23 protein-coding genes are annotated in these 26,743 nt (G+C 38.9%); 20 read left to right on the top strand and 3 right to left on the bottom strand.

Features of this window, described 5'->3' with window-relative positions; all coding sequences use genetic code 11:
- Positions 1-12: 12 nt before the first annotated feature.
- The 7 genes from sufD (at position 13) to NST09_RS15265 (ending at position 8,017) form a co-directional block, all read left to right on the top strand.
- On the top strand, positions 13-1,326 hold the full coding sequence (gene sufD / locus NST09_RS15295) for a Fe-S cluster assembly protein SufD (protein ID WP_342493087.1): 1,314 nt from the start codon (positions 13-15) through the stop codon (positions 1,324-1,326).
- Positions 1,326-2,546 carry a cysteine desulfurase gene (locus tag NST09_RS15290; RefSeq protein ID WP_342493086.1) on the top strand — a complete coding sequence of 407 codons (1,221 nt, stop codon included), beginning with the start codon at positions 1,326-1,328 and terminating at the stop codon, positions 2,544-2,546. Before sufD ends, NST09_RS15290 begins: the two co-directional genes overlap by 1 nt.
- Entirely contained in the window at positions 2,536-2,982 is a 447-nt protein-coding gene (gene sufU / locus NST09_RS15285) for a Fe-S cluster assembly sulfur transfer protein SufU (protein ID WP_003212941.1), read from the top strand. Before NST09_RS15290 ends, sufU begins: the two co-directional genes overlap by 11 nt.
- Before the next feature lie 17 nt (positions 2,983-2,999).
- Positions 3,000-4,397: a Fe-S cluster assembly protein SufB gene (sufB, locus tag NST09_RS15280; RefSeq protein ID WP_007500362.1), complete on the top strand. Its 1,398-nt coding sequence runs from the start codon at positions 3,000-3,002 to the stop codon at positions 4,395-4,397.
- A gap of 406 nt (positions 4,398-4,803) precedes the next feature.
- A complete protein-coding gene (locus tag NST09_RS15275; protein ID WP_265582767.1) occupies positions 4,804-5,307 on the top strand; it encodes a hypothetical protein in 504 nt (167 codons plus the stop codon).
- 216 nt (positions 5,308-5,523) lie between these two features.
- Positions 5,524-6,090 (top strand): TetR/AcrR family transcriptional regulator, encoded by a 567-nt coding sequence (locus NST09_RS15270; protein ID WP_046526624.1) that lies wholly within the window; start codon positions 5,524-5,526, stop codon positions 6,088-6,090.
- Positions 6,091-6,148: 58 nt separating this feature from the next.
- Positions 6,149-8,017, top strand: a complete 1,869-nt coding sequence (locus NST09_RS15265; protein WP_342493085.1) for an alpha/beta fold hydrolase — start codon at positions 6,149-6,151, stop codon at positions 8,015-8,017.
- A gap of 1,371 nt (positions 8,018-9,388) precedes the next feature.
- Here NST09_RS15265 and NST09_RS15260 read toward each other — a convergent pair.
- Complete coding sequence (locus NST09_RS15260) at positions 9,389-10,033, bottom strand: NAD(P)H-dependent oxidoreductase (protein ID WP_116306178.1); 645 nt, start codon at positions 10,031-10,033, stop codon at positions 9,389-9,391.
- An 83-nt stretch (positions 10,034-10,116) separates the two neighbouring features.
- On the opposite strand from NST09_RS15260, the gene NST09_RS15255 reads away from it, so the two are divergent.
- Entirely contained in the window at positions 10,117-11,049 is a 933-nt protein-coding gene (locus NST09_RS15255) for a WYL domain-containing protein (protein ID WP_342493084.1), read from the top strand.
- 183 nt (positions 11,050-11,232) lie between these two features.
- Entirely contained in the window at positions 11,233-13,239 is a 2,007-nt protein-coding gene (locus NST09_RS15250; protein WP_342493083.1) for a DUF6270 domain-containing protein, read from the top strand.
- Positions 13,240-13,362: 123 nt separating this feature from the next.
- Here the strand turns inward: NST09_RS15250 and NST09_RS15245 are convergent, their stop codons facing one another.
- Entirely contained in the window at positions 13,363-14,577 is a 1,215-nt protein-coding gene (locus NST09_RS15245) for a DUF418 domain-containing protein (protein WP_116306172.1), read from the bottom strand.
- A gap of 236 nt (positions 14,578-14,813) precedes the next feature.
- Between NST09_RS15245 and NST09_RS15240 the strand changes: the two genes are divergently transcribed.
- The 10 genes from NST09_RS15240 (at position 14,814) to NST09_RS15195 (ending at position 24,181) form a co-directional block, all read left to right on the top strand.
- Positions 14,814-15,509, top strand: a complete 696-nt coding sequence (locus tag NST09_RS15240) for a response regulator transcription factor (protein ID WP_008347003.1) — start codon at positions 14,814-14,816, stop codon at positions 15,507-15,509.
- Complete coding sequence (locus NST09_RS15235) at positions 15,496-16,803, top strand: HAMP domain-containing sensor histidine kinase (protein WP_135226253.1); 1,308 nt, start codon at positions 15,496-15,498, stop codon at positions 16,801-16,803. The genes NST09_RS15240 and NST09_RS15235 overlap by 14 nt, the downstream gene beginning before the upstream one ends.
- A 38-nt stretch (positions 16,804-16,841) precedes the next feature.
- Entirely contained in the window at positions 16,842-17,270 is a 429-nt protein-coding gene (psiE, locus tag NST09_RS15230; protein WP_041091858.1) for a phosphate-starvation-inducible protein PsiE, read from the top strand.
- A 490-nt stretch (positions 17,271-17,760) separates the two neighbouring features.
- Positions 17,761-18,672, top strand: coding sequence for an alpha/beta hydrolase (locus tag NST09_RS15225; RefSeq protein ID WP_116306166.1), 912 nt, complete (start codon positions 17,761-17,763; stop codon positions 18,670-18,672).
- A 71-nt stretch (positions 18,673-18,743) separates the two neighbouring features.
- Positions 18,744-19,646: an alpha/beta fold hydrolase gene (locus NST09_RS15220; RefSeq protein ID WP_116306163.1), complete on the top strand. Its 903-nt coding sequence runs from the start codon at positions 18,744-18,746 to the stop codon at positions 19,644-19,646.
- 139 nt (positions 19,647-19,785) lie between these two features.
- Positions 19,786-20,739, top strand: coding sequence for an iron-siderophore ABC transporter substrate-binding protein (locus NST09_RS15215; protein ID WP_007500381.1), 954 nt, complete (start codon positions 19,786-19,788; stop codon positions 20,737-20,739).
- Between the two features lie 70 nt (positions 20,740-20,809).
- A complete protein-coding gene (locus NST09_RS15210; RefSeq protein WP_007500383.1) occupies positions 20,810-21,826 on the top strand; it encodes an iron ABC transporter permease in 1,017 nt (338 codons plus the stop codon).
- Positions 21,819-22,856 (top strand): iron ABC transporter permease, encoded by a 1,038-nt coding sequence (locus NST09_RS15205; protein WP_035389316.1) that lies wholly within the window; start codon positions 21,819-21,821, stop codon positions 22,854-22,856. The genes NST09_RS15210 and NST09_RS15205 overlap by 8 nt, the downstream gene beginning before the upstream one ends.
- 21 nt (positions 22,857-22,877) lie before the next feature.
- The gene (locus NST09_RS15200; RefSeq protein WP_136944527.1) at positions 22,878-23,597 is read left to right on the top strand and encodes an IucA/IucC family C-terminal-domain containing protein; all 720 of its coding nucleotides are present in this window, start codon (positions 22,878-22,880) and stop codon (positions 23,595-23,597) included.
- A 125-nt stretch (positions 23,598-23,722) separates the two neighbouring features.
- Positions 23,723-24,181: a hypothetical protein gene (locus NST09_RS15195; protein ID WP_025207927.1), complete on the top strand. Its 459-nt coding sequence runs from the start codon at positions 23,723-23,725 to the stop codon at positions 24,179-24,181.
- 120 nt (positions 24,182-24,301) lie between these two features.
- Here the strand turns inward: NST09_RS15195 and NST09_RS15190 are convergent, their stop codons facing one another.
- On the bottom strand, positions 24,302-25,180 hold the full coding sequence (locus NST09_RS15190; RefSeq protein ID WP_017367997.1) for an endonuclease: 879 nt from the start codon (positions 25,178-25,180) through the stop codon (positions 24,302-24,304).
- Positions 25,181-25,353: 173 nt separating this feature from the next.
- Between NST09_RS15190 and NST09_RS15185 the strand changes: the two genes are divergently transcribed.
- Positions 25,354-26,589, top strand: a complete 1,236-nt coding sequence (locus NST09_RS15185; protein ID WP_029575456.1) for an alanine--glyoxylate aminotransferase family protein — start codon at positions 25,354-25,356, stop codon at positions 26,587-26,589.
- Positions 26,590-26,743 lie beyond the last annotated feature (154 nt).

Here is a 26,743-nt window from a genome sequence, read left to right as displayed (position 1 = left end):
GGAGGATTATTGATGACATTAGAAACGAAATTATCAGTAGATCAAGATTATGTCAAAAGCTTCTCCGAGAAGCATCAGGAACCGGCATGGATGAGTTCCCTTCGCTTACAGGCTCTTGAAAAAGCAGAAGACCTTCCAATGCCAAAGCCTGACAAAACGAATATTTCAAAATGGAATTTAACCAATTTCAAACAGCATACAGTTGAAAGTGCGCCATTTGGATCTTTAGAAGAGCTTCCTGAAGAAGTGAAATCTCTTATTGATTTAGAGGACACAGATAAGACAGTCTATATTCAGCGTGATCAAACGCCAGCATACTTGTCTCTTTCTAGTGAAGCAAAAGATAAAGGCGTGATCTTCACTGATATCCATACAGCGATTCGCGAACATGAAGAGCTAGTGAAGAAATATTTCATGACTGATGCAGTGAAAGTGGATGAGCACAAACTAACAGCTTTACATGCTGCTTTAGTGAATGGCGGAGCTTTCCTCTATGTACCGAAAAACGTAGAGCTTGAGGCACCAATTCAAGCCGTTTATCTTCATGAAAATGACGAAACAACGTTGTTCAACCATGTCATCGTTGTAGCAGACGATCATAGTGCTGTGACATATGTCGAAAACTACATCAGTACGGCAACACCAGAAGAAGCGATCTTCAATATCGTGTCTGAAGTCTTCACAGGTGCAAATGCCCGCGTCACTTACGGTGCAGTGGATAATCTTGCAGAAGGTGTGACAGTCTATGTGAATAGACGTGGTATGGCAAATGGTCGTGACAGTAAAATCGAATGGGCGCTTGGTCTGATGAATGATGGAGACGTTGTGTCTGAAAACATCACAAAGCTTATGGGCGACGGTACATTCGGAGATACGAAATCAGTTGTTGTTGGCCGCGGGAATCAAACGGAAAACTTCACAACAAGCATCATCCACTTCGGTAAAAACTCTGAAGGGTATATCTTGAAGCATGGTGTCATGAAGGATCAAGCATCTTCTATCTTTAACGGGATTGGTAAAATCGAGCATGGCGCAACGAAGTCAAATGCGGAGCAAGAATCTCGTGTTCTCATGCTGAGTGAGAAAGCACGCGGTGACGCTAACCCAATTCTTTTAATCGATGAAGATGATGTAACAGCAGGGCACGCTGCGTCTGTTGGGCGTGTTGATCCAATTCAACTCTATTACCTCATGAGCCGTGGGATTTCCAAAGAAGATGCAGAAAGACTTGTCATTTATGGCTTCTTAAATCCAGTCGTCAAAGAACTGCCGATTGAAGGAGTTAAAAAGCAGCTCGTTTCTGTGATTGAAAGGAAAGTAAAATAATGAATATCAAAGACGTTCGTGAGCAGTTTCCAATCCTTCATCAGCAAGTGAACGGACATGATTTGGTGTATTTGGACAGTGCAGCGACATCTCAAAAACCACGAGTTGTCATTGATGCAATGAATGAGTATTACCGGTCTTACAACTCGAACGTCCACCGGGGTGTTCATACCCTTGGCACAAAAGCAACGGACGCATACGAGGGTGCAAGAGAGAAAGTTCGAGCATTCATTGGTGCTTCTTCTGTCCAGGAGATTATTTTTACTAGAGGTACAACAACAGCACTGAACACAGTGGCAATCAGCTATGCTAGAGCAAACCTTAAAGAAGGCGATGAGATCGTCATTACGCATATGGAACATCATGCGAATATCATCCCTTGGCAGCAGGCAGCAAAAGCAACTGGCGCCACATTGAAATATATTCCGTTACAGGAAGACGGCACGCTGTCGATTGAAGATGTGAAGCAAACCATCACACATCAAACGAAAATCGTTGCTGTCACACATGTCTCAAACGTATTAGGAACCATCAACCCAATTAAAGACATCGCAAAGATTGCTCACGATCACGGTGCAATTATCGTCGTCGATGGTGCCCAGAGCACCCCTCACATGCAAATTGATGTTCAGGACTTGGATTGCGACTTTTTCGCCTTCTCTGGGCATAAAATGTGTGGACCGACTGGCATTGGTGTTCTTTACGGGAAGAAGGACCTTTTGAATAATATGGAGCCTGCTGAGTTTGGCGGTGAAATGATCGACTTTGTGGATCTATATGATTCTACATGGAAAGAGCTGCCGTGGAAATTTGAAGCGGGAACACCGATTATTGCAGGAGCAATTGGGCTCGGAAAAGCGATTGATTTCTTAAATGACATCGGAATGGAAGAAGTCAGCCGTTACGAGCATCAGCTTGCGACTTATGCACTTGAGCGCTTTAAGGAGCTTGAAGGTGCCACGGTTTACGGACCGCAGCACCGAGCTGGACTTGTGACGTTTAACTTAGACGACGTCCATCCTCATGATGCCTCAACTGTTCTAGATACGGAAGGTGTCGCCATTCGTGCTGGACATCACTGTGCACAGCCGCTCATGAAATGGCTTGGTGTATCAGCGACTGCAAGAGCAAGCTTCTATCTGTACAACACAGAAGAGGAGATTGACGAGCTCATGGCAGCGCTCCGTAAGACAAAGGAGTATTTTACGAATGTCTTTTAATGTAAACTTAGACACACTGTACAGACAAGTGATTATGGATCATTATAAAAATCCGAGAAACAAAGGTGTGTTAAACGACAGCATTGTCGTCGATATGAACAACCCTACGTGTGGTGACCGCATTCGTCTCACGATGAAAATCGAAGACGAAAAAGTCATGGATGCGAAATTTGAAGGAGAAGGATGCTCGATTTCGATGGCATCTGCCTCTATGATGACGCAGGCGATTAAAGGGAAAGATATTGAAACAGCTTTGAAAATGTCTCAGATTTTCTCCGATATGATGCTAGGAAAAGAATACGACGATTCCATTGATCTTGGTGACATTGAGGCGCTGCAGGGAGTCGCAAAATTCCCAGCGCGCATCAAATGTGCAACATTATCCTGGAAGGCGCTTGAAAAAGGCGCATCTGCCGAAGATAACGGCAAATCATAAGATTGGAGTGAAAATGGATGGCTAAAAAAATGCCAGATGTTGGTGAATATAAATACGGCTTTTCTGATAAAGACGTTTCCATTTTCCGTTCAGAGCGCGGACTGACAAAAGAGATCGTTGAAGAAATTTCTCGTATGAAAGAAGAGCCTCAGTGGATGCTCGACTTCCGTTTGAAATCTCTTGAGCACTTTTACAACATGCCGATGCCACAATGGGGCGGAGATTTAAATGCATTAAACTTTGATGAAATTACGTACTACGTAAAACCATCAGAACGCTCTGAGCGTTCTTGGGATGAAGTACCAGAAGAAATCAAACAAACCTTTGATAAGCTTGGAATCCCTGAAGCAGAGCAAAAGTACTTAGCAGGTGTATCTGCTCAGTATGAATCTGAAGTTGTGTATCATAACATGAAGCAAGATCTTGAAGATCTAGGCATTGTGTTTAAAGATACAGACAGTGCATTAAAAGAGAACGAAGACATCTTCCGTGAGCACTGGGCAAAAGTCATTCCTCCGACTGACAACAAATTTGCTGCGCTTAACTCGGCTGTATGGTCTGGTGGTTCATTCATCTACGTACCAAAAGGCGTAAAAGTAGATACACCACTTCAAGCATACTTCCGAATCAACTCTGAGAACATGGGTCAGTTCGAGCGTACACTGATCATCGTTGATGAAGGCGCACATGTGCATTACGTAGAAGGCTGTACAGCTCCAGTTTACACAACAAACTCACTTCATAGTGCGGTTGTTGAAATCATCGTCAAAAAAGGTGGCTACTGCCGTTATACGACGATTCAAAACTGGGCAAACAACGTCTTCAACCTTGTGACAAAACGTACAGTATGTGAAGAAAATGCAACAATGGAATGGATTGATGGAAACATCGGTTCTAAGCTGACAATGAAATACCCAGCGGTCATCCTAAAAGGTGAAGGCGCTCGTGGTATGACATTAAGTATTGCCCTAGCAGGTAAAGGTCAGCACCAAGATGCAGGTGCAAAAATGATTCACCTTGCACCAAACACATCTTCAACGATCGTATCGAAATCGATTTCGAAACAAGGCGGTAAAGTCACATACCGCGGAATCGTTCACTTCGGACGCAAAGCAGAGGGTGCACGCTCAAACATCGAGTGTGACACACTCATCATGGATAATAAATCAACATCTGATACGATTCCTTACAATGAAATCTTAAACGACAACATTTCATTAGAGCACGAAGCGAAGGTATCAAAAGTATCAGAAGAGCAGCTATTCTACTTGATGAGCCGCGGAATTTCTGAAGAAGAAGCAACAGAAATGATCGTCATGGGCTTCATCGAACCATTCACAAAAGAACTGCCAATGGAATACGCCGTTGAAATGAACCGTTTGATTAAGTTTGAGATGGAAGGTTCTATTGGTTAATACAGAGGATTGAAAATGATTGATATAAGAGGTTGATGAAGCGTGCCGAATTTGTGCCGGTCAAGAGACCTTTTAGTGTAGGAGACGAACTTTTTAAGTTCGTCTTTTTCTATTTCATTGGTTACATCTAAGTTGACTATGAATAAAAAAATGTAAAAAAATCTTTATTGAATGATACTGGAGTTAAGATTTCTCTTTTCATTAAGAAGGTTAAAGGTAAACAAGAGTGGAAAGATCCTACATCTGGTTGATTCATTTCAAGAGATCTTGGGAAAGGGAATGCTCATGGAGGAAGTTACTACAAATTAATGAATAAATCCGGAGAGCGTATAGCTACACTAAATAAAAGTGGTCGAGTATTCAGAAAATAAAAATTGTACATAAAAGAATGAAAGGAGAATGAGAAATGGTTCACCTAGATTATTTACAAAGTGAATTCAATATTGATTTAATTAATGATTCCTTTGACGAGTTACCTCTAAGCCTTCATATTCAACTCGAAAAAGAAATGTATCAGTTTAATGATCAAGGCAATTTAAATCCTCAATATTTTAATAAGGTTTATAATGTTGCAATAAGTATATTTGATGAACTTTTTGGGGAGAACGATTTATTGTTCGTCGTCACAATTGTTCGAAGCGAGCATTCATTACAGAGGCCGATAGGAGTATATAGTAAGTATTCAAAAAAAATTAATAAATATAGACTCAATGTAAAAAATTCTAAAGATGAGAATGGAAAAGTCATTCAATATTCTTTAGAAACAAAAAAACAGCATATAGAGTACAAGAAAATAATCAAGGCAATATGTAATCAAGATTTTAAAAGTATGGCTCCGAGGTTCAATGACAAATATAGTAGTTATCCTGAAATATTCTTTATAAATAAAGATTTTATTTATTTTATTTAAAGATGAGAGAAAGCATGAAAAATTTAAAACAAAGTATAGTACTTTACTGGTAGGAGAAGATTATAATTAAAAGAAACTCTCTTATTGTTAGTTTCCTCATTTGCGTTTGACCGCATTGAGAAAACTTTTTCATCAAACTCTTTTCTAAATGATCATAAATACTTGCAACATATAATTTAGTACTGTATAGTTCTAATTATGACAAAGATAAAATTAATGAATCAAAAACGTGTACTTGAAGTGGCTGCAACATTATTTTTGGAAAAAGGGTTTGCTTATACAAGTATGGATGAATTAGTTCGTGTAAGCAAAGTATCAAAGTCTAATGTGTACTATCACTTTTCTAATAAGGAAGAATTATTAGAAGGGGTCGTTGATTATTGGATTGATATGTATCAATCTGCAATGGATGACGTACTGTCTCAGACCCAATTTTCAGTTGAAGATCGTATTCAACTGTTTTTAAAGCAATTATCACAAGGCGTTCAGTCGAGAGAGTATAAGGGCGGCTGTCCATTTATTACTCTTTATATTCAAAGTCCTGCAAAGGCCACACAAATAAAAGAAAAAATAGGCCTTTTTTTCACAGGATTACAAGAGAAAGTTTCTCTATTACTGAAACAAGGTGTAGAGAACGGGGAATTCAGAGATTCGATTCAGATTGATGAGGTGGCATCCCTTTTTATGACAAATCTTGAAGGAGCGTTATTTATTTCAGAAACATTGAAGGATGCCACTGTCATCACAAAAACAGCAGATCATTTATTTAACTTGCTTCGATAAAGAAGCATTTTTTTTACATCAAATTAGTACTGAATAGTACTAAAAAAGGAGATTTCACATGAAAACAGTATTTTTAACGGGTGGAACAGGCTTTATCGGAAAGCAATTAGTCGAAGAATTAGTCAAAGAGGATGTGAACATTCTTCTTTTAGTAAGGTCAAAAAGTAAAGCAACACGCATTTTTCAAGAAAGAGGCATTTTAAAAGAGGCAGTGATGCACTTTGTTGAAGGTGATTTGACGAAAGTCGATTTGGGTCTAAGTGCTGAAGATCAGGAGAGGGTATTGAAAACGGATGTGATCATTCACGCAGGAGGCCCTATGGATATTCAAGCGACAAGTAAAGAGGCAGCTTCCGTCTTTTTAAATGGCGCCAAATATATTGGTGAATTAGCTAAAAGTATTCATCAATCGAAGGGCTTGCAGCAATTTATTCATGTTGTCGGTTATATGAGTCCCTTTGATGATCAAAATAGCAAGATTGCCATCGACGTGTTTGAAGAAGGAAACGATTACTTGAAAATAAAAAATCCTTATGAGAGAACAAAGTTTTTAGCAGATCTTTATATTCGTCAGCAGGCATCAGCAGTAGGTTATCCGCTTTCTGTCATTAATCCGCCAACTGTCGTTGGTAGTAGTCAAACAGGGAGTACAGAGCAAATTGCAGGATTGGGTTTGCTTGTAAAGAGTATGCGAAGAGGGCTCATGCCGGTGATTCCTGGAGGTAAGGACTATCGGTTACCACTTATTTCAAACGATGAGTTTGCGAAGTGTATTGTACAGGTTTTCAAGTTGGAGCAGCCGGCTATTCAAACATATACACTTGTTGAAGACAAAGAGCACGATCAGAACGTTGCTGGACTATTAAGTATGATGTCAGAAAGTATGAATATGAAGGCACCAAACATCTCTGTCCCAATGCCACTGATGAAAGCTATCATGAAGAGTGGTGTAAGTAAACTCACAAACATTCCTTCTGACGGATTGAATTTTATGACAAAACGAACGTTTTCAAATGTTTCAGCGAAAAAAATAATGGGAGAAGATTGGTTTAAGAAGACGAGTGTCATGACATTTTTCCCTGCTGTAGTAGCTGATCTAGATTATCGAATGATGGCTCAAAATGGTGAGCACCAACATTTATTTAAACGAACATTATGCGATAATAACACCCTTTACCAATTACAAGGAGAGGGGAAGCCGTTTATTTTATTACATGGTTTATTGAGTGATGGAGAAGATTTATTTCCTTTAGCACAAGAGCTTCATGAGAAAACAGGTCAACCTGTATGGATCTTGGACCTTCCTGGTTTGGGGCGTTCTCCATTTAAACGAGCGAAACATCTTCTAGACATCTATTTAAATGTAGTGAAAAAAGTAATAGAGAAAGCGACGAATGGTGCACATCTAATCGGTCATTCATTCGGTGCGTATATTCTTCTAGAAGCTTTAGCACAAAATTACATAGATAAGAAGTATTCCATCACTTTACTTCAGCCGCCTGTTGCTAAAAAAAATGCTAAATCGCTAAATGTTCCACAATGGATGAACAAATGGTCATTAAAATTAGCAACTCCTAAAATGATAGAGCGTTATGTATTAAGAAATGGTTTGTTTGAAAGCACGGAGAGCATCCCTAAACATTATATTGAAAAAATCAGAAACAGCTTTACTTCTCCTAGAATTTTAAATACGACGGTTCAGCTTAACCATTTATTACTGAAAACCGATCAGGGTGACTTTAAAGAAGTCACAAAGGATAACTTACACATGATTTGGGGGGAGTATGACAGAGGCTATTCTGCGCCATCACATCTTGGGAAGGTTGATTTTGTTCCGTATGGCCACCATTTCCCTCTTAGCCATCCGAGTGAAACGGCAGCATTAGTTATAAAAAATAGAATACTAGCAGATGAGAGTGTAGGATAAATAAAAAGTTTGTAGTCATTCAGATCAATCGTATCCTTTGCCCATCAACTGAAAGGTTTTGTAAAACACCCCAAAACGAAAAATGAGATTTATATGACAAGTAATCACAATTTATGTTTTTGGGGGAGTTGTTATTAGCTTGATGGTGAGTGGGCGCAACCTTCAAAACACTACCAAGCTTCTGACGGCTTAATATGTTATAAGACGTATAACAAATATAAAACTCCATTGAATGCTTGTTTGATGAGTGGATGGGGGCATTTGAAACAATTAACAAAAATGAAGTGGCATTTGCAGAAGAGATGTATTTGTAATCCTCGAGTTGAAGAGCCTAAGTGGTCACGAATTAAAAAAATAACATATGTCAGTATACATGTATATAGAGATATGTTATTTGTGTTTTTGTGTTATAATCCAAATATAAGTGATTTAACATAATACTCGTTAATCTGGAATTATGTTAAATGACTCATACTGTATTTTATTAAACAAAACCATTGCAATGAATTAGAGCATTAAATAAAAATTATCCATAAAGCACAGCATAATAGATTAAACAAAAGTATTGCAATTAATACACATCTGCTCTTGTATTTCTGGTCGTTTTTCATCGATAAAGGGCGGGGAGAAGGCGCGAGCATGGCGGTAATAAACGAAAGATATACTCTAGGCGCAACAAATAATTACAAAATGATGCCTTTACAGTTTGTTTTTTGAGTTAAAGACGAAGAGAAGGCGTAATCAAGGCGGTAATAAACAACAAATAACATATATTGAGACTTGTGAGCCTTATCCGATGAGGTCTTCTAATTAGAGAAGGCGGAGGACAAACAAAAAAATGGCCCAATTAAGGACCATTTCACGAAGATTAGCTTACTTGATAGATTAGAGTTATTAAACTCACAATCAAGTGAGCCAAAGCTATCACGATTAGAATAATTGTGAATAGCTTCATGTTTTTCACCTCCTTTGAGGTGGAACGAGCTTGGGCTACGGCAATAGCCTAGGCTCTTTTTTGATTATACCTTAAAACATCCATCAATTGGTGTGTTTTATGTAATATTGCTAAAAGCACCTGTGGCATTAGGCTTGACAAGGAATTGATGATCGTCCGTTTAGAGCATTGGCACTTGAAATGATAGAAAACAAACAATTTTTGAGAGAATGTTCAAATGACTTGTTGGAAATGAAAATAGCTTAGGGTGATATGGATATGGCATTGTGGGAAGGACAATTTTATCACTGTGTGAATCAAGAATAAAAGTATGAACGTGAATAACAAACAATTTGGTCGAAATGGATAATTGTAAAAAAAGACCCAAAACGTTGACAACATACGTTTTGGGTCTTTTTGTTTTTGAAAAATAGAAGTTAACGAGGTGCATAAAACGCATCTAAGGTTTTCGTCATATCATCAGATGCAGATTGTAAGATCACATCTTGCTCTAAAATCGCTGTCCCTTGTGCCCGGACAATATGAAATTGTTGAAAGCCCATCAAGTTTTGGAATATTTCTTTTAGGTAGTAATGTGAAAATTCCAGAGGTGTGTATCGATCGTGATTTGTGAAAATTGAGCCACTTGCTTGAAGCAAAAGTACACGATAATCGTCAGTCATCAGACCAACTGAACCATCTTCTGTATATTTAAACGTTTCTCTCGCAATAAAGATATTATCTATATAATCTTTCATTCGTGACGTCACATTGAAATTATGAACAGGTGATACAATTACAATTCGATGATGTGCTTTGAATTGAGTCAATAGAGCAGATGAAGCAGCGGCGATTTTTTCTTCGGCAGCTGTTAATGATTGTTCAGATGCTTGCTTATCCCAAATTCCTAGCAGCTGGTCTATTTCGATACGAGGAATTTCAGTTCCATATAAATGTAAAATGGTTGGTTCCTCATGAGGAAATCTTTCTTTAAACTGCTTTAAAAATAGTGTTTGCAGTTTGTTTGAATAACTTTCTCGATGAGTGAAATCTGGGTGTGCGTTAATGATTAGTGTTTGCATATACATGCTCCTTTTCTTTTGATAAACTGAGTATAAAATATAAAGGTGACAAAGCATGTCACCTTTTTCAGAAGGAAAATCAAATGAAAAAATCAGAACGCTTAAACCAAGAGCTTATTTTCTTAAGTGATAAATATTCATTTCAATTAAAAGATTTAGAAACTGAATTTGGCATTTCTAAACGTACGGCTTTAAGAGATATGGAAGAGCTAGAGTCCATGGGCTTAGCTTTTTATGTTGAAAATGGCAGACATGGAGGATATCGGCTCGTGAATCAATCTCCATTGGTTCCGATCTATTTTCAAATAGATGAAGTTCAAGCCATTTTTTTCGCTCTTAAAGCCTTAGATCTGTTGTCAGCAACACCGTTTAAAAAGTCTTACTCACAGATTCGTCAAAAACTGTTTGCTACAATGTCTGATGAGAGAAAACATCGGATCACGGAGATTTTGGATGTGATTCATTACTATCATGTCGCGCCAGTGAGTGAACAAAATCATTTGGATTTGATATTGCAGGCAATGATGGAAGATCAAATCGTGAAGATGACATACACTCAATATGAACATAAAAGGATCAGGCTACAATTTCTTGAGTTGTTTTATCGAAATGGAATTTGGTTTACCGAAGCATTTGATGTTCAGAATAAAAAGTGGGGCGTCTACAGATGTGATTGTATGACGGACATGATGATCGAAGAAGAAACGAAAGACACTTTTACGAAGGAAGAATTAAAAGCACTGCAGCTCGAGTACGAAAAAACTTATCATGATATCTCTTTTAAATGTCGATTAACGGAACAAGGGAAAGAGAAGTTTTTGAAGAATCATTATCCGAATATGAGATTGGAGACCATTGATGATATACCTTATATAGTGGGTGGGTACAACCAAGAAGAATTATCGTATATGACTCACTATTTGATCTCATTTGGGAAACATGTGAAAATTGAATACCCCGATGAATTAAAAGAGAGTTATTTGACTCAATTGCAAGAAATGATGGATCAATATTAAAGTTGAACTTCTACAGAAAAGGCGAACTGCTAAAGTTCGCCTTTTTTCTTTAATAAAAGTTAATGTTAAATTATTCTTTATCATGTAAAATAAAACTAGTTAGGAAAGATTACATATGCTTAAAAGACTGGTTTTAAATCAGTTTTGGACCAAATAATAACCGATATGAGGGGTAATTTCATTATGCATGCAAATATAATATCGTATATTTTTGACAAACAAACTGGCGATATGGAAATGAAAGTTAAATGTGATACATCAAATAATAACATGACATTGCTGTGGCAGAAAAGACAAAGTAGTAGTAATTTGAATTTGTATGGTGGAGTGTACTTTCATAGTTCTATAAATAATGGAATTGCAATCTTTAAAATGAACGTAAATGAAATATTAGATATCTCTACCTTTCATGATAAAGAAATCATTTGGGACTGTTTTTACGTAAATGGAAATGAAAAAGTTGGGGTGAATTTTTCTGAGGTTCATTCTAATTTTGAATATCATATTTTTGAAAGAGATTTGTATAAAGTAGTACCATTTATAACAAAAGGCGCTAAAACGCTGGCGTTATTTATAAGGACTGTAGAGATTAAAAGTAATATTCATCTTTTAGAAATTCAAAAAGATGGGGTAAAAGGAATAGTGGAACTGGAATCAAAGGAAATAGATATCCAACAGTTCCAAACATACTTATGCTTGCGTAAAAGAGATCATAATTCTTTGACAGAATATACACAAGAGGTCTCCACAAAACTTTTTTATATAGATAATAAGTATCAAATTGAAGGCGATTTTAAAGAATTCTTTCATAGTATAACCAACCAAACATCATGGGATATATTTGTGAAAGTCGAAAGTTCCAAAAATAAAATTTATGTGGCAGCAAATTTCGAACAGCTCACTTCTATAAGAATAGATTTTCATGATTTGTTTTATTCTATAAAAGCCTTACAAACTCTTCAACAAAATATAATTACGTTACAAATTAAACAGAAAGAGTTTGCTTCCTTGGTTTCTTCTGTTTCAGAAAATGAAGATGTTTTTTATTTCAAAGGGGATTTACCGAAAATTGGAGGTGAAAAGAGGTACAGCTTAGTTAGTAAACTCCGTGGGAAAGTAGCTGATAACTTTGAATATTTCAATGAATTTGAAAATGAAATATCAACGGATGATAATTTAACTTTTGATATCAAAGTTTCTCTTGCTGAATTGATTCCCAATTTTAAAGACAAGGATATATGGGATTTGTTTATCAGATGTAGACAAGATGGTGAGTTTTGTTATGATATACCTTTATCGTCTAATAGCAAGCAGAAAATAATGTCGACTAATAAAAAAGTTACTTTATTTGTAAATGGTTCACATTCTTATTCAGTTTGGGTAAATGTTGATAGAGGACCTCGAGATAATCTAACAAACATTGCAATATTAGGTACTTGTTATAGTCGAAATGCTTTTAATACATCAGATTTTTTCAATCCATACTACAAAAAACTATACAAATGTTCTTATACTCAGTTCCATTCAAATATTATGAGTATAGTATCTGATCCAGTAGTGTTTGATGAAACTGAATTTCTTGATTGTGGATTAAAACCTTCAGACATTAGTTATATTAGATCAGATTTTCAAAAAGATTTTTTTGAAAACTTATTAGAAAGTAATGCAGACTATTTAATAATAGATTTTTATGTTGATGCTTGTAGAGAAGTCATTCAAATTAAGGGAAATGCAAATATCACATTAAATTACTTACTTCCTCGAACAAAATACTTTAAACAAATTAAAAATAAGCCTGTCATATCTCATACCAATAATGAAATGTATTTAGATTTATGGAAAGAAAAACTTAAAGTATTTGTTCAAAGACTTCTTGAAATAATGCCGGCAGATAAAATAATTTTAAATAGAGGACGGTTAACATCAAAATATTTAGATTCAAACAATAAAATTAATGATTTCCCTAATCAAGATATTATAAAGAGGAACAATATATTATGGGATAGAATGGATCATTGCTTAATAAATTTGATACCAGAAATAAAAACAATTGATATGCGTGATACGTCTTTTATTGGTCATTATAATCATCCATTTGGCAAAAGTTATGCACATTATGAAAGTGGATATTACAAAGAGTTTTTGTCGAAATTAAATGAGATAGTCTTAATGGATAAAAGTAATCAATAATGGAAAGTAATATCTTTTCTAATCATTCGCAGTGTTAAACTAGACATATTAGAAAATGACAACTATGAAAGCAAAAAAACCGATTTTCTCAAAGGGATGATCGGTTTTTTATTATTTGCGAGACTATTTTTTAATTGAGGATGAATGTACTGTAAATGCTTTAGAAATTTGTTTTACCTTTCCATACGTCAGCTGCCGCCAAATATATTCCATCGGTCCATACTTAAACCGCTTTAACCAAAACGTACTGAAAAGCACAAGGAAGACATACACGCCAATAGCCATGAAGAACGTACCAGCCGGCTGAAGATGATCGACAAGACCCGCTCCATACTTTAGAAATAGCAAGGTTCCAATGATCGAGTGAAGCAAATAACAGGTTAGTGACATCCGTCCGACTTTTGTAAAGACCATCAAAGCACCTCGCAGCTGAGGAACGTGTAGAAATAGCATTGCGAGTGTACTCATATAGAACATACTGCCAGTTAATCCTCCGTTTTGTTCAAGGGCAGTGGCCATGTTAACCCAGAGTGTATTTTCAAAAGGATTGACCGCCGTAATGATCGTACTGCCTTGGGTGATGAGAAAAGCGATTGTACAAATGATCCAAATGCGATTCCAAATTGCTTTTTTCGCCTCCATGTTTTTGAAAAACTCCATTTTCACAAAATACACACCAAGTAAAAACATGAAGAACATAGAATAGACAGTGAAAAATGAACTGGAAGCCATTGTCACCATATCTGCCCACCGGTCACCAATAGATGCTAAATAAGTCAGACTGTTGTGGCTGATTAATTCAAAATCGGCAAAGTCTGGCTTGCCTGATGATCCTGTACTGATGGTATTGAGCAGCATTGTGAAAAGAGGCGTGAGCAATTGAATCACAAAGAGTGTGATCAGCCAGTACAGGATGGTTCTGGCTGTGCGTTTGTAAAAGAAAAGCAATAAAAAGCCCGCGACAGCATAATAGGTCAAAATATCACCAATCCATACAAACGTGACATGCAGAAGACCAATCCCTAAGAGAATGGTTAATCTGCGAGCAAACAGCTTGTTCGGACTATCCACCTTCTGAGTAGCTCGATCCATAAATATCATAAAACCAACCCCGAATAGAAAAGAAAATAACGTAATGAATTTCCCCGAGGCAAACCAATTCACAATGTGGTGAAATACATCATTAGACTCCATCTCAAATCCCTTGACCGAATCCACAATCAAAAAATAGTTGACCAAAATAATCCCCATTAAGGCGAATCCTCGTACGATGTCCAAGAAATGCACCCGTTCTTTAAGACTCATTGGTTGTCCGTGTTCTACCTTGCTTACATTCATATTAATGCTCCTTTTCATGTATTGGATCTAAAGATAGATCCTTCAATGAATCAATATACAGGTCAATTCTTAATCATTTATGAAGATCCAATTTTTTGAAAATAAATGTGACAACTTGATGGCAATTGATCATATTCATAAACACTTAAGATTTATGGTGTATCTTTTCACATAGCTAGATGATATATAGTAATAACATATAAGAATGAAGTCATGGAGGATGAGGTGAGAGAGATATGACCCATCGAATATTAGTTGTAGAGGATGATCAGGATATTAGTGACCTGTTGCAGGAATCTCTGACACGTACAGGGTATGAGGTGTTGAGAGCCATGAATGGCAAGCAGGCATTGTATGTTGTAGATGATTCGCTTGATTTGGTGATTTTGGATGTCATGATGCCAGGTATCTCCGGTATAGAAACGTGCCAGCAAATAAGAGCCTCCTCAAACGTTCCCATTTTATTTCTGACAGCCAGATCAAGTACATTGGATAAAACCGAAGGATTACTCGCTGGCGGAGATGATTATATGACAAAACCTTTTTCAGAAGAGGAGCTTCACGCTAGGGTCATGGCGCAATTGCGCAGATATACCATCTATCAGGAAAAAAAGGAACAGGAAGAAACCTATTTAGTTGGCGGTAGCCTGAAGGTGAGTGAGGAATTTAATGAAGTGTGGAAAAATGGGCAGCAAATCAAGTTATCTGATTTAGAATATCGGATATTAAAACTGCTCATGAACAAACGAAACAAAATATTTTCTGCTCAAAATATTTATGAAAGCGTGTGGGGCCAGCCTTATTTTTATTGTTCAAACAATACGGTCATGGTGCATATCCGAAAGCTGCGTGCCAAAATTGAAGATGACCCGGCTCGTCCCGTGTATATCAAAACAGAATGGGGGAGAGGATACCGGTTTGGCACATCGTAAATATACGCTGACCAAAAAGCTGTCACTGCTCATTTTGGTCGCTGCTATCGTAAGTGGTGTTGTCTTTTTGACACTGCAAAAGATCACCGATCACCTGATTGAAGGATATTTAAGTTCGGATGAGTACTATAAGGAAGAATCTGCTAGATACATTCAAACATTCAGCCGCTACGTTTCAGAACATGAGCTGACTTCAACGGATCGAAAAGCATTCGGTGAGTGGGTGAAAAAAGAAGATTATATTAATCTCACTGTTTACAAGGATGAAGTGCTTCAATATGACTCGATTTACTCTGTCGCTGATGAATCGGCCTATGGAAAAGAAAAGGTGACCGACTACGCAAAGCGTCATTCTTACCCGGTTCAATTTAGCGACGGAGAAGGTAGGGTTATGGTAGACGGGTTTTACTCCTCTCGATATCACGATCTCGCCTTTACACTAGAACTGCTTGGTGCAACACTCATTTTTCTCCTGATTGTGCTTGTTGGCATTCGCCGAAGCCTACGTTACTTGCAAACGATCCGTGAAGAGATTCATATTCTTGAAGGCGGTGAGCTCGATTATGAGATGACAGTGAAGGGGCATGATGAATTGGCCATGATTGCAAAGAGCATTGAGGATTTAAGAACAGCCTTTTTGGACAAGCTTCAGGCTATTGATGATCTGCAGGAAGAGAGCCGCAGCTTGGTGACCGAAATGTCGCATGATATGAGGACCCCGCTGACATCACTCATCATGAATCTGGAATTTGCCAAAAAAGAGGAGGCTCTAGCGGATACCCGCAAGGAGAAGTATATAGCGAGTGCGTATGGAAAAGCCCTGCAATTAAAGAATCTGTCTGACAATCTATTTGCCTATTTCCTGCTAGATAAAGAGCACGAGTCAGAGCTTGAAACCGTTGCAGTGAAAGAAGTGATTTATGATCTTCTATCAGATCAGGTCGCCCTGCTGCATCAGGAGAATTTCACGGTCCATATTGTAGGCGAAATGCCGGATAGCTATATTAATGTGAATGTCGAGGAGCTTGGCAGAGTATTTGATAATGTGATGTCTAACTTACGTAAATACGCAGATCCTGAAAAGGACATTCAGATCACTTTTTTATCCGACCAAGATGTCTTTGAAATCCATGTGAGCAATGCGATAAAAAAGACAGACATCATACCGGAAAGCAATGGACTCGGGGAACGAAGCATCAAGCGGATGATGTCCCGAATGCATGGACAGTTTGAAAGTGTAGAAAAACACGATACCTACTACATCGTACTGCGATTTTGGAACACCAAAATGTAGAGAGCAAAAACAACATCATGGAATGGGGAAACAATCTGATGAAACGATTCAACAATTTCCAAAAGGTACCTGATCTTCTGCAAGCCCTTCTGAATATCTGCCTGTTCTTTCTAGCGATTGCGCTAAGCGTACTCTTAATTAGTGAAACATGGTACATCGTGCAATTCGTCTATAAAACATTGTTTAACAAAGGAGAAAGCTATTATGGAATGCTTGGCGAGCTGCTGATCTTCTTTATGTATTTTGAATTTATCGCCTTAATTATTAAATACTTTAAATCCAACTTTCATTTTCCGCTTCGCTATTTTATTTATATAGGGATCACAGCGGTCATCCGTTTGATTATCATTGATCATGAAGAGGCGGTATCGACGTTCTGGTGGGCGCTGGCCATACTTGCAATGACCTGTGCACTCTTTATTGCGAGCAAAAGAGATGCTGCTCAAGAGCATGAGGAAGTGAAGTAAGGAAGAAGAAGGACGAGTGGTCAACACTCGTCTCAGCGTGTAGACAAACCCCCGCATTCGGTGTCAGTCCTGCGCTCCGGTGCTCACGAATGTCAAATTCGCTCTGCTCTGGTGCTCGTCCTTCCTAGGGCTGCAAAGGTTTTCTATCACGCTGAAAAGAAGACAAAGGGCTAAAATCAAGTTCATTTTAGCCCTTTGTCAACAATCTGGGACGAGTGGTCAATACTCGTCTTTTTTGTGTTTAAATGAACAGTTTTTGAATATGTGTTGATTAATGAACAATGATTGAAAGATTGACAATTGATGATGATGTATCTAGAAAATATAATATAAATAGACAGGTGTTCATAAATGAATAGATGTATAGAAAAAGTATTCTGTCCAAAGCAGTTAACGGATTCACAAGTTCTTATGTTATGCTTTAGAAAAAGAGAAACCATTCTTTTCCTAGACATTGATTGTCATCATTCTATCTATAGGGGTCGATCGTATGCGAAGTATTCAAAGTTTGTTTGTTGAATGGTTACTTGTACTTACAAAGAAGAAACTAAATGTTGAGGGGTATTTAGAAGAACGAAGAATGGCGAATCAATTACCTTATGTGCTGCCTGAGAAGTTGAAAAAGAAATATCACATCACCAAAAGCAGCATGTTTTCAGTCGATACGTACATGTTGAAATCAGATGTGCAGCCAGATGATCATCAGGTGCTATTTTTACATGGAGGAGGCTATATTGAGCAGCCGCTCGTATGGCATTGGCGTTTCTTGGATCGATTGACGAAGCAATTAAATAGTACGGTGTATGTGCCAGTTTATCCAAAAGCACCGAATCATCAGTATATGGATGCAATCGAGAGTGTTCTCCCAGTTTACCAAGCTCTTTTAGAAAAAGGAACACCAGAAAAAATCGTCATCATGGGTGATTCTGCTGGCGGCGGTTTATCGCTCGCCTTTGCTCAATACTTAGCAAAAAAAGGTCTCCCGCAGCCTGGAAACATGATTCTATTATCACCATGGCTTGATGTGACATTAAGTCATCCTGATATCGCTAAAATGGTTCCAAAAGAGCCAATGCTCAACCTAGATTTACTGATCGAGTCGGGCAAAACCTATGCAGGTGATACAGATGAAACACATCATTTGATCAGCCCGATCTATGGAGAAATCAAATCGTTAGGACGAATTTCTGTTTTTATTGGCACTCATGAATTCTTTCTCCCAGATGCCCGGAAATTCAAAGAGATGGCAGACAAGCAGGGTGTTCCCATCAACTATATCGAATACCCAAAAATGAATCACGTCTTTCCTGTCTTCCCTATTCCCGAAGCGAACCAAGCGTTAAAACAAATTGTCGCTATTATTGAGAGCGAGACTTTCCCTTTGAGGGATATGACAAAATAGGATGCGAACATGAGAATGGCCAGCAATGCTCTAGTCATTCTCGTTTCTAATTGGAGGATCAAAAGTTAATTATGAACGAAACAGAACCGTTCTCATTTACAAGTATGCAGGAAGTAGCTCCTGTAGCTATTCCAGAAAGACAGTTCATTCAATCACATGACGGCATACGTCTTGCTTATTATCCGTTTTTATCAGAAACAAACACGCAGACCAATGTGATCATCATTCATGGCGGAGGCGCTCACAGCTTGGCTGGTTATGAGCATATTGCCTATACATTGCAACATGATTTTCACGTGAATGTGTTTTTGCTGGATTTGAGAGGTCACGGACATTCTGGAGGAAAAAAGGGAGATACACCCAAAGTCACTGACGTATGGCAAGATATTTCGCAAGTTGTGGATGTCATCAAACAGCAGCACGAAGGAGCACTTTATCTTTGTGGTCATTCCTCTGGAGCTGGATTGCTGCTTCAATATCTATCTTGGGGTGAAAAAAGAAAAGTAGACGGTTACTTTTTTATTGCTCCTGAATTTGGCTACAAATCTGACACAGCGAAGTCTAATCAAGTCCCTTTTGCCACAGTTCAAGTTTGGAAATTTGTGCTATCTGCGATGACAAAAGGAAGGCTGATGGGGCATTCAGAAGCTGTACGATTTCACTACCCAGCATGGGTAATTGCACAAGATCCACTTCTTTTAACAGGCATCACCATCAATATGGCTCTTGCCTTAACGCCATCTGCACCTCAAAAACAATTTGCAAGGCTGGACCAGCCTTATGGCATGTTTGTTGGAAGCGAGGATGAGTTATACGACGTAGACAAATTTCATCCGTATCTGGCGCTTCCAAATCAGCAGGTGAAAAATCAATCTGTTTACCAAGTGATAGAAAACCATACTCATTTGTCCATTTTACTAGAATCGGGAAAAAAGATTGGGCATACAATCCAAATGTGGAAAAGTTCCAATTAACCTGAACAACTAGTCAACACTCTACCTTTTTCTTAAAAATTTACATTGACACCATCCTTTTCTATGATAAAATCATAGTGTGATAATGAGAATCGTTATCAAACGATGTGACTACATATAGAATGGATAGGTGAGGTACATGTTCAAAAAATCTTTTTGGTCGCTATTAGTTGTGCTCTCCATCGTATTACTTGCGGCTTGTGGCAGTAATAGCAGTGAAGGCAAGTCAGATAGTAATGAGAAAACAAGAACCGTTGAAAGCGCTATCGGTTCAACTGAAATTAAAGGATCGCCTAAACGTGTGGTGACGTTGTATCAAGGAGCAACGGATGCAGCCGTCGCTATGGGCATTAAACCAGTGGGTGTTGTAGAATCTTGGCTTGAAGCACCTACGTATAAATATTTAAGAGATGATTTAAAGGGTGTCAAAATTGTTGGGCAGGAAACACAACCAAACTTAGAAGAAATTGAAAAGCTGAAGCCAGATTTGATCATTGCATCAAAAATCCGTCACGAGCAAATTTTTGATCAGCTGAAAGAAATCGCTCCAACTGTTGCAACAGAAACAGTGTTCACTTTTAAAGACACAGTGAATTTAATGGGTGAAGCGTTAAACAAGCAAGACAAATCAAAAGAATTGCTGACGAAGTGGGATGACCGTGTCGCTGACTTCAAAGAAAAAGCAAAGAAAGACATTAAAAACTGGCCAATGAGTGTGTCTGTGGTGAACTTCCGTGCAGATCATGCAAGAATCTATCAAACTGGGTTTGCAGGTTCAATTTTAACAGAGCTAGGCTTTGAAGGTCCTAAAAATGTCAAAGATAAAAAGCAAGATATCATTACACTTACAGACAAAGAGAGCATTCCACAAATGGATGCAGATGTGATCTATTACTTCATGGATGATCAGGATAAAGCAGTTGAAAAAGCATATAAAGAGTGGACAAGTCATCCTTTATGGAAGCAGCTTGACGCAGTGAAAGCGAAACAAGTGCATAAAGTCGATGAAATCACTTGGAACATGGCTGGCGGTATCACCGCTGCAAACATGATGCTTGATGATATTTATGATCGTCTAGGGCTTGATAAATAAGTGTAGCAGAGGAGAAAATGTGAAAAACCATTTTCTCCTTTTTCCATAACAGATTGAAAGCGGGAATCAGATGAGAAGTTTATTAAAAAAGGATTCGAGCAAGGCACTGCTATTTGCTGGATTCATCGTATTGATGTTGGTCTTTTTTATGCTCAGTATTTCTCTTGGGCAAACCTCAATTTCCCTCAAAGCCACCATCCATGCGTTTCTTCAGTTTGATGAGTCAGATCCAAACAGTGTCATTGTCATGACATCCAGATTATCAAGAGCTTTAATTGCGACGGTTGTTGGATCAAGTCTAGCGATTTCAGGTGCACTCATGCAGGCATTGACGAGGAATCCGCTGGCTGCACCAGATCTTTTAGGTATTAATGCAGGTGGACTCTTTTTTATTGTGATTTCGATTGTTTTCTTTTCTACCGAGTCGTTAACAGGTTATATGTGGACGGCCTTTTTAGGCGCTGCCATTGCAGGTATGCTCGTCTTTCTTCTAGGCTCCATTGGAAGAGACGGACTGACACCGGTCAAAATTGTACTCGCAGGTGCTGCGATATCTGCTCTGTTTGCGTCCTTTACTCAAGGACTTTTAATCGTCAATGAACAGTCCATTCAAAGCATCCTGTTCTGGATGGCTGGTTCAGTGTCAGGAAGAAGTATAGATATGCTGCTGCCTGTGCTGCCTTATATTCTAGGGGCGACTGTGGTGGCGCTGCTTCTTGGCCGCTCGATCAATGTCCTTTTATCGGGTGATGATATTGCGAAAGGGCTTGGCCAGCGTACGCTTCTTTTGAAGATGACGATGGGGGTACTTGTTGTCTTTTTAGCAGGTGGTTCCGTCGCTGTCGCAGGATCCATTGGATTTGTTGGTTTTCTTGTGCCGCATATTGTGAAAAAGCTTGTTGGACCTGACCACCGCTGGGTACTGCCGTATTGTGCCGTTGTAGGGGCGTCGCTTTTACTTGTCGCAGATCTTGCCGCTCGTTTTCTGATCATGCCGCAGGAAGTACCGATTGGTGTCATGACGGCGGTAGCTGGAGCGCCTCTATTTGTTTATCTCGTGCGCAAGGGGTTGAAGACAGGTGGCTAAAACATATACAGTGCGTTCAAAGGGCGGGCGCATTTCATTTCAATTTTCAAAGCGGACGTTTTTAATTTTACTATTATTGACAGGTATTGCCTTTGGTTTATTTATTCTGAGCCTTTGTATGGGCAGCCGGTTTATTCCGCCTACGGATGTGCTGCTGCATATCTTCGGACAAGGCGAGGGAAATACGTTTGTATTAAATACGTTGAGGATTCCAAGGACCCTGCTTGCGGTTTTAGTGGGAGCGGCACTTGCGGTATCGGGGCTTATTTTACAAGGTCTCATTCGAAATCCGCTTGCATCGCCTGACATCATAGGAATTACGAGCGGTGCGTCGTTTGGCGCCATTATGTTCATCGTCTTTTGGATGGGCACTGTGCCTATTGCTTATCAGTCGTTGTGGGCCATTGCAGGCGCTTTTGCGGTATCATGCCTGATTTATTTGCTTTCATGGAAAAAAGGCGTCAAGCCGATCACGCTCGTCTTGATGGGGATTGGGATTTCTGCCATTATGAAGGCGTGTGTGACGTTTACTCTTGTGCTCAGCGATACGATGACCACGACCAAGTCATACATCTGGCTGACGGGCAGTTTATATGGTTCTACAATGAAGGACGTCATCGCAATGCTTCCTTGGGTATTGATGATTTTACCGATTGTCATGGTGCTGGCAAGAACGATGAATGTGAAGGAGCTTGGAGATGATCTTGCAACAGGTCTCGGAGTCAAGGTTCAGGCGAAGCGGTTATTCTTTCTACTGATGAGTGTGACATTAGCCGGTATTGCCGTTGCATTCGCAGGTGGTATTGAATTTGTTGGACTGATGGCGCCACATGTGGCAAGGATGATCATCGGTCGTTCCTTTATTGCGCTTGTTCCAGCATCTGCGCTTGTTGGAAGTATTCTCGTGATGCTGGCAGATTTAGTTGCGAGAACGGCTTTTCTTCCGTTAGATGTTCCGGCAGGCGTTTTTACGGCGGCAATTGGTGCACCGTTCTTTATTTATTTGTTATATCAACAGCGAAATCGCTAAACGAAAGATGGGGGTTTTGATATGAGGCCAGAGTGGGTTGAGAGAGAATTACTTGATTTCGGGGTACACATCACAAATGGACCAATGACATCTGATCGCACACTTGCTGCGCTTTTTTCAGAAGCATCTATCAGACGTTTATTAGAAGCTGAAAAGGAAGCGATGCATGCCCCGAATATAGCAGTGGCGGCATCCATGTTTTCAAAGCGCTATGCCTATTTAGTTGTTAGTTCTACTTTGTACTTGATGACGATGTATGATGCTGTCTATCGGTTTTCACCAGAGGCGTGTGTCTTTAGAGAAGATCGTAAAATTGAGCTAGATGAAACGCTCTGTTCTTTTGTTCAGTTAGAAGGAGATCGTCATGAGTGGAGAGAGCAGGTCGTCCGCACGCTATTTACGCAGTGTGTCACACCTCTTTTAGATGTATTGAAACGTACTTCAAGACTTCCGTATTCAATTTTATGGGAAAATGTAGCGGTACGTATCAATTCTCTTTACCGTAGCATGATGCGAGAAACGGAAGAGCCTAAAATGAAAGAGCGCATACGGGAGGATTATTTGTTTCTGAAGAAGGCGTCGGGTGATCTTTTCGGAGCGAAGCAAAATCCTTTCCAGCACAGCTTAAATTTAGATGAAAGTTTGCTAGACACATCAAATCGAAAGACTTGCTGTATGTATTATAAGCTTGAGAAAAAATCAGAGAGCCTTGATTATTGTCTCGTCTGTCCGCTAAAGTAAAAAAACACCTTATGCAAGGTGTTTTTTTATTAGATTAGATTTTTCTTAAATATTTATATGTAAATTTAAATATGATATTTATGTTATATTGTTTCATTATATCATCATTTATGGAAGGAACTGATATGAAAAAAATTATCATATATATCATCTTTATTTTCATCATCATCATTGGCTTGTTCTTCATTCAACCACTTAAAAACCACATCTCTTTTCTTAAAGTAAAAAGTACAAATCTTACTGAATTAAAGGTGGGAGAATTGAAGTTGGGATTAATAAAGAGAAACTATAGTGAAAACGAGTGGATTAAAACTTCAAATTCAAATTATTTTAAAGTGAATAATAGAAAAGAAATAGTGGCAATCTCTTTAGAAAATAATCAAAGTAATATAAACAACACAATAAATATTCATTCAACTAAAAAAGATATCTATGATTATTTAGGTGAAAATTATTATCGTAGAAATGACGATCAGGGATATGAAATTTTAGGCTATAAGGATTCAAAGCATGATATCAAAATAGAATTTTTCTGTTTAGATCGCAATGTAGAAAGAATTATTATTAGTAAATTGGGGGAATAAACATAACATAATGATCAGAATCTTTATAAGATGAGAAGTGTGTTTGATGTTGTATGATCCTCTTTTTTAGAGATATTAATGGAAAGAGGCACTGCTTGCTCATAGCAGTGCCTCTCTTTTTTATTCCCAAATATCGCTTACCCATTCAGGGTGATCAATGAAAGGATTGCGATTGTGCTGGTACGTTTGATAGATGATTTCGTTACGATTCCGTTCGATTTGATCGACTGGATCTTGCTTGTGCCATTTCAATAGGACAGACATTTTGCCGTGAAGAGGGGCGCTTCCATTATTCACTTTGTTGTTCAATTCTAAATCTGGGAAACGGTCATCACCTTCATATCGGACGGCCATATAAAAGAGCATTCTTGCTACATCTCCTTTCACCCGGCTATGAGGTTCAAATGAGTCGCTGTCGTAGAAGTTACCCGGCGCTCCCTTGTATTCATTTCCGCCTATATCAAAATCTAAATTTCCTCGTGTGCTATTCGTTTGTACGTCTGTTGCCCGAAGGTGATGGAGATCTGTACCAGGTCCCTGGCTCGTCCCAAAATTGCCGTGAGATTTAGCCCACACATGCTCCCGGTTCCACTGTCCCACGTTTCCTCCATTTGCTTGCTTAGACCTGGAGATACCGCTATAGAGCAAGAGCACATTGCTTGGATTTTTTGGATCTTCATCCGTTTTCTTTAATGCATCCCAAACCTGGCTGTAGGATAGCTGCGTATGATCATCAATAATATCGTGTAATGCTTTCTTAAGAGCAGGCCCAGATTTGCCAGCAGCAGATTGGTAATAGGAATCAATTTGACTTGAAGCGGTTGTTTTGGCATGTTGAGCAGATGTTTCGGTTTGTAGCTGTAACGGGGAAAAGGTGATGGTTTGACTCGGTTCATTCAGAGTAAAGCCTTGAGCATTTGCAGCGGGAGGCAGCGGAGCGGCAAATGTACCGAAAATCATGATTCCGGCGGCCACAGTTCCAAATAAAGATCTTTTCATTCTATTTCCTCCTTCATAGGGAATGTATACTCTTTAGTTCTATCATATTGCCATAAAGAAATAAATGGATTTATCGTAAATTTTATGTAATCAATTCGTAAGAAAAGAGATTGCTATTTTATCAGCATTGCTGTATAAGTGGGCATATAAGGATGGACACAGCAAGGGAGAGGATGGATAACGTGAAAGAACTACACACACCTACTAGAACCATTATGACACCAGGACCTGTCGAAGTAGATCCGAGAGTCCTTCGAGTGATGAGTACACCAATTCTTGGTCAATTTGATCCTGCATTTACAGAGATCATGAACGAAACGATGACCTTATTACGATCACTTTTTCAAACAGAAAATGAATGGGCTTATCCAATTGATGGGACGTCCCGCTCAGGACTTGAAGCTGTGCTTGCCAGTGTGATCGAGCCCGGAGATGTGATGCTCGTTCCGGTCTTTGGACGCTTCGGTCATTTGCTGATTGAAATTGGACAGCGCTATGGTGCTGAGGTACATACAATGGAATGTGAATGGGGAACGGTTTTTAAGCAAGACGACATCATCGTAGAGATGCATCAAGTCAAGCCGAAAATTGTTGCGATGGTTCATGGTGAAACATCTACCGGAAGATTACAGCCGCTTGAGAAAATTGGTGAAGCATGCCGAGCGCTTGATGCGCTTTTTATTGTAGACGCTGTGGCGACAATTGGTGGAGTCGAGGTCAAGGTAGACGAATGGAAAATCGATGCGGCAATTGGGGGCTCGCAGAAATGCTTGTCTGTTCCATCAGGGATGTCACCGATCACATATAATGAACGAGTGGCAGACGTCGTACAATTGAGAAAGAAAGTCGAAAAAGGGATTGCAACACAGGACGAACTGCAAAAACAGGTAGACATTTCTCCAATCAAAAGCAATTACTTTGATCTAAGCCAGCTGCAAGATTATTGGAGCCCGAGGCGGCTAAATCATCATACAGAAGCGACAACGATGCTTTATGCACTGAGAGAAGGGGTTCGACTTGTGCTAGAGGAAGGTCTGGAGGAACGTTTTCAGCGCCACTTGTTTCATGAAAAGGCTTTAATGGCAGGACTTGAAGCGATGGGGCTTGAATTATTTGGTGATCCAGACTGCAAAATGCCGGTCGTGACGTGTATCGTCATTCCAAGTGATATCGACGGAGAAGCGGTCCGGGCTGATCTTCTTCATCATTTTGGAATTGAAATTGCGAGTTCATTTGGGCCGCTTGCAGGACGGATATGGAGAATTGGCTCAATGGGCTATAGCTGCCGAAAGGAAAATATTCTATTTGTTTTAGCTGGCCTTGAAGCCATCTTGATGAAATATGGCGCAGCCATCAATTGTGGCGCCGGGTTACAGGCGGCTCTTTCCATCTATGAACAAGCTGAATAAAAAAGGGATACTCAAAATACTCGCCACCAGCGGGTATTTTTTATTTGGGAAAAAACGCTGTTTTTTGAAAAACTAGACTTATAGAGAGCGATATCGCTATACTGAAGAAGTTCTTATCATTTTTGTCATCATTTTCATTTATTTTGAAGAAAGA

The organism is Bacillus sp. FSL W7-1346 (assembly GCF_038593335.1).
Classification (GTDB): Bacteria; Bacillota; Bacilli; order Bacillales; family Bacillaceae; genus Bacillus; species Bacillus altitudinis.
The sequence above is the reverse complement of the archived record's forward strand: the minus strand, read 5'-3'. Positions and strand labels throughout refer to the sequence as shown.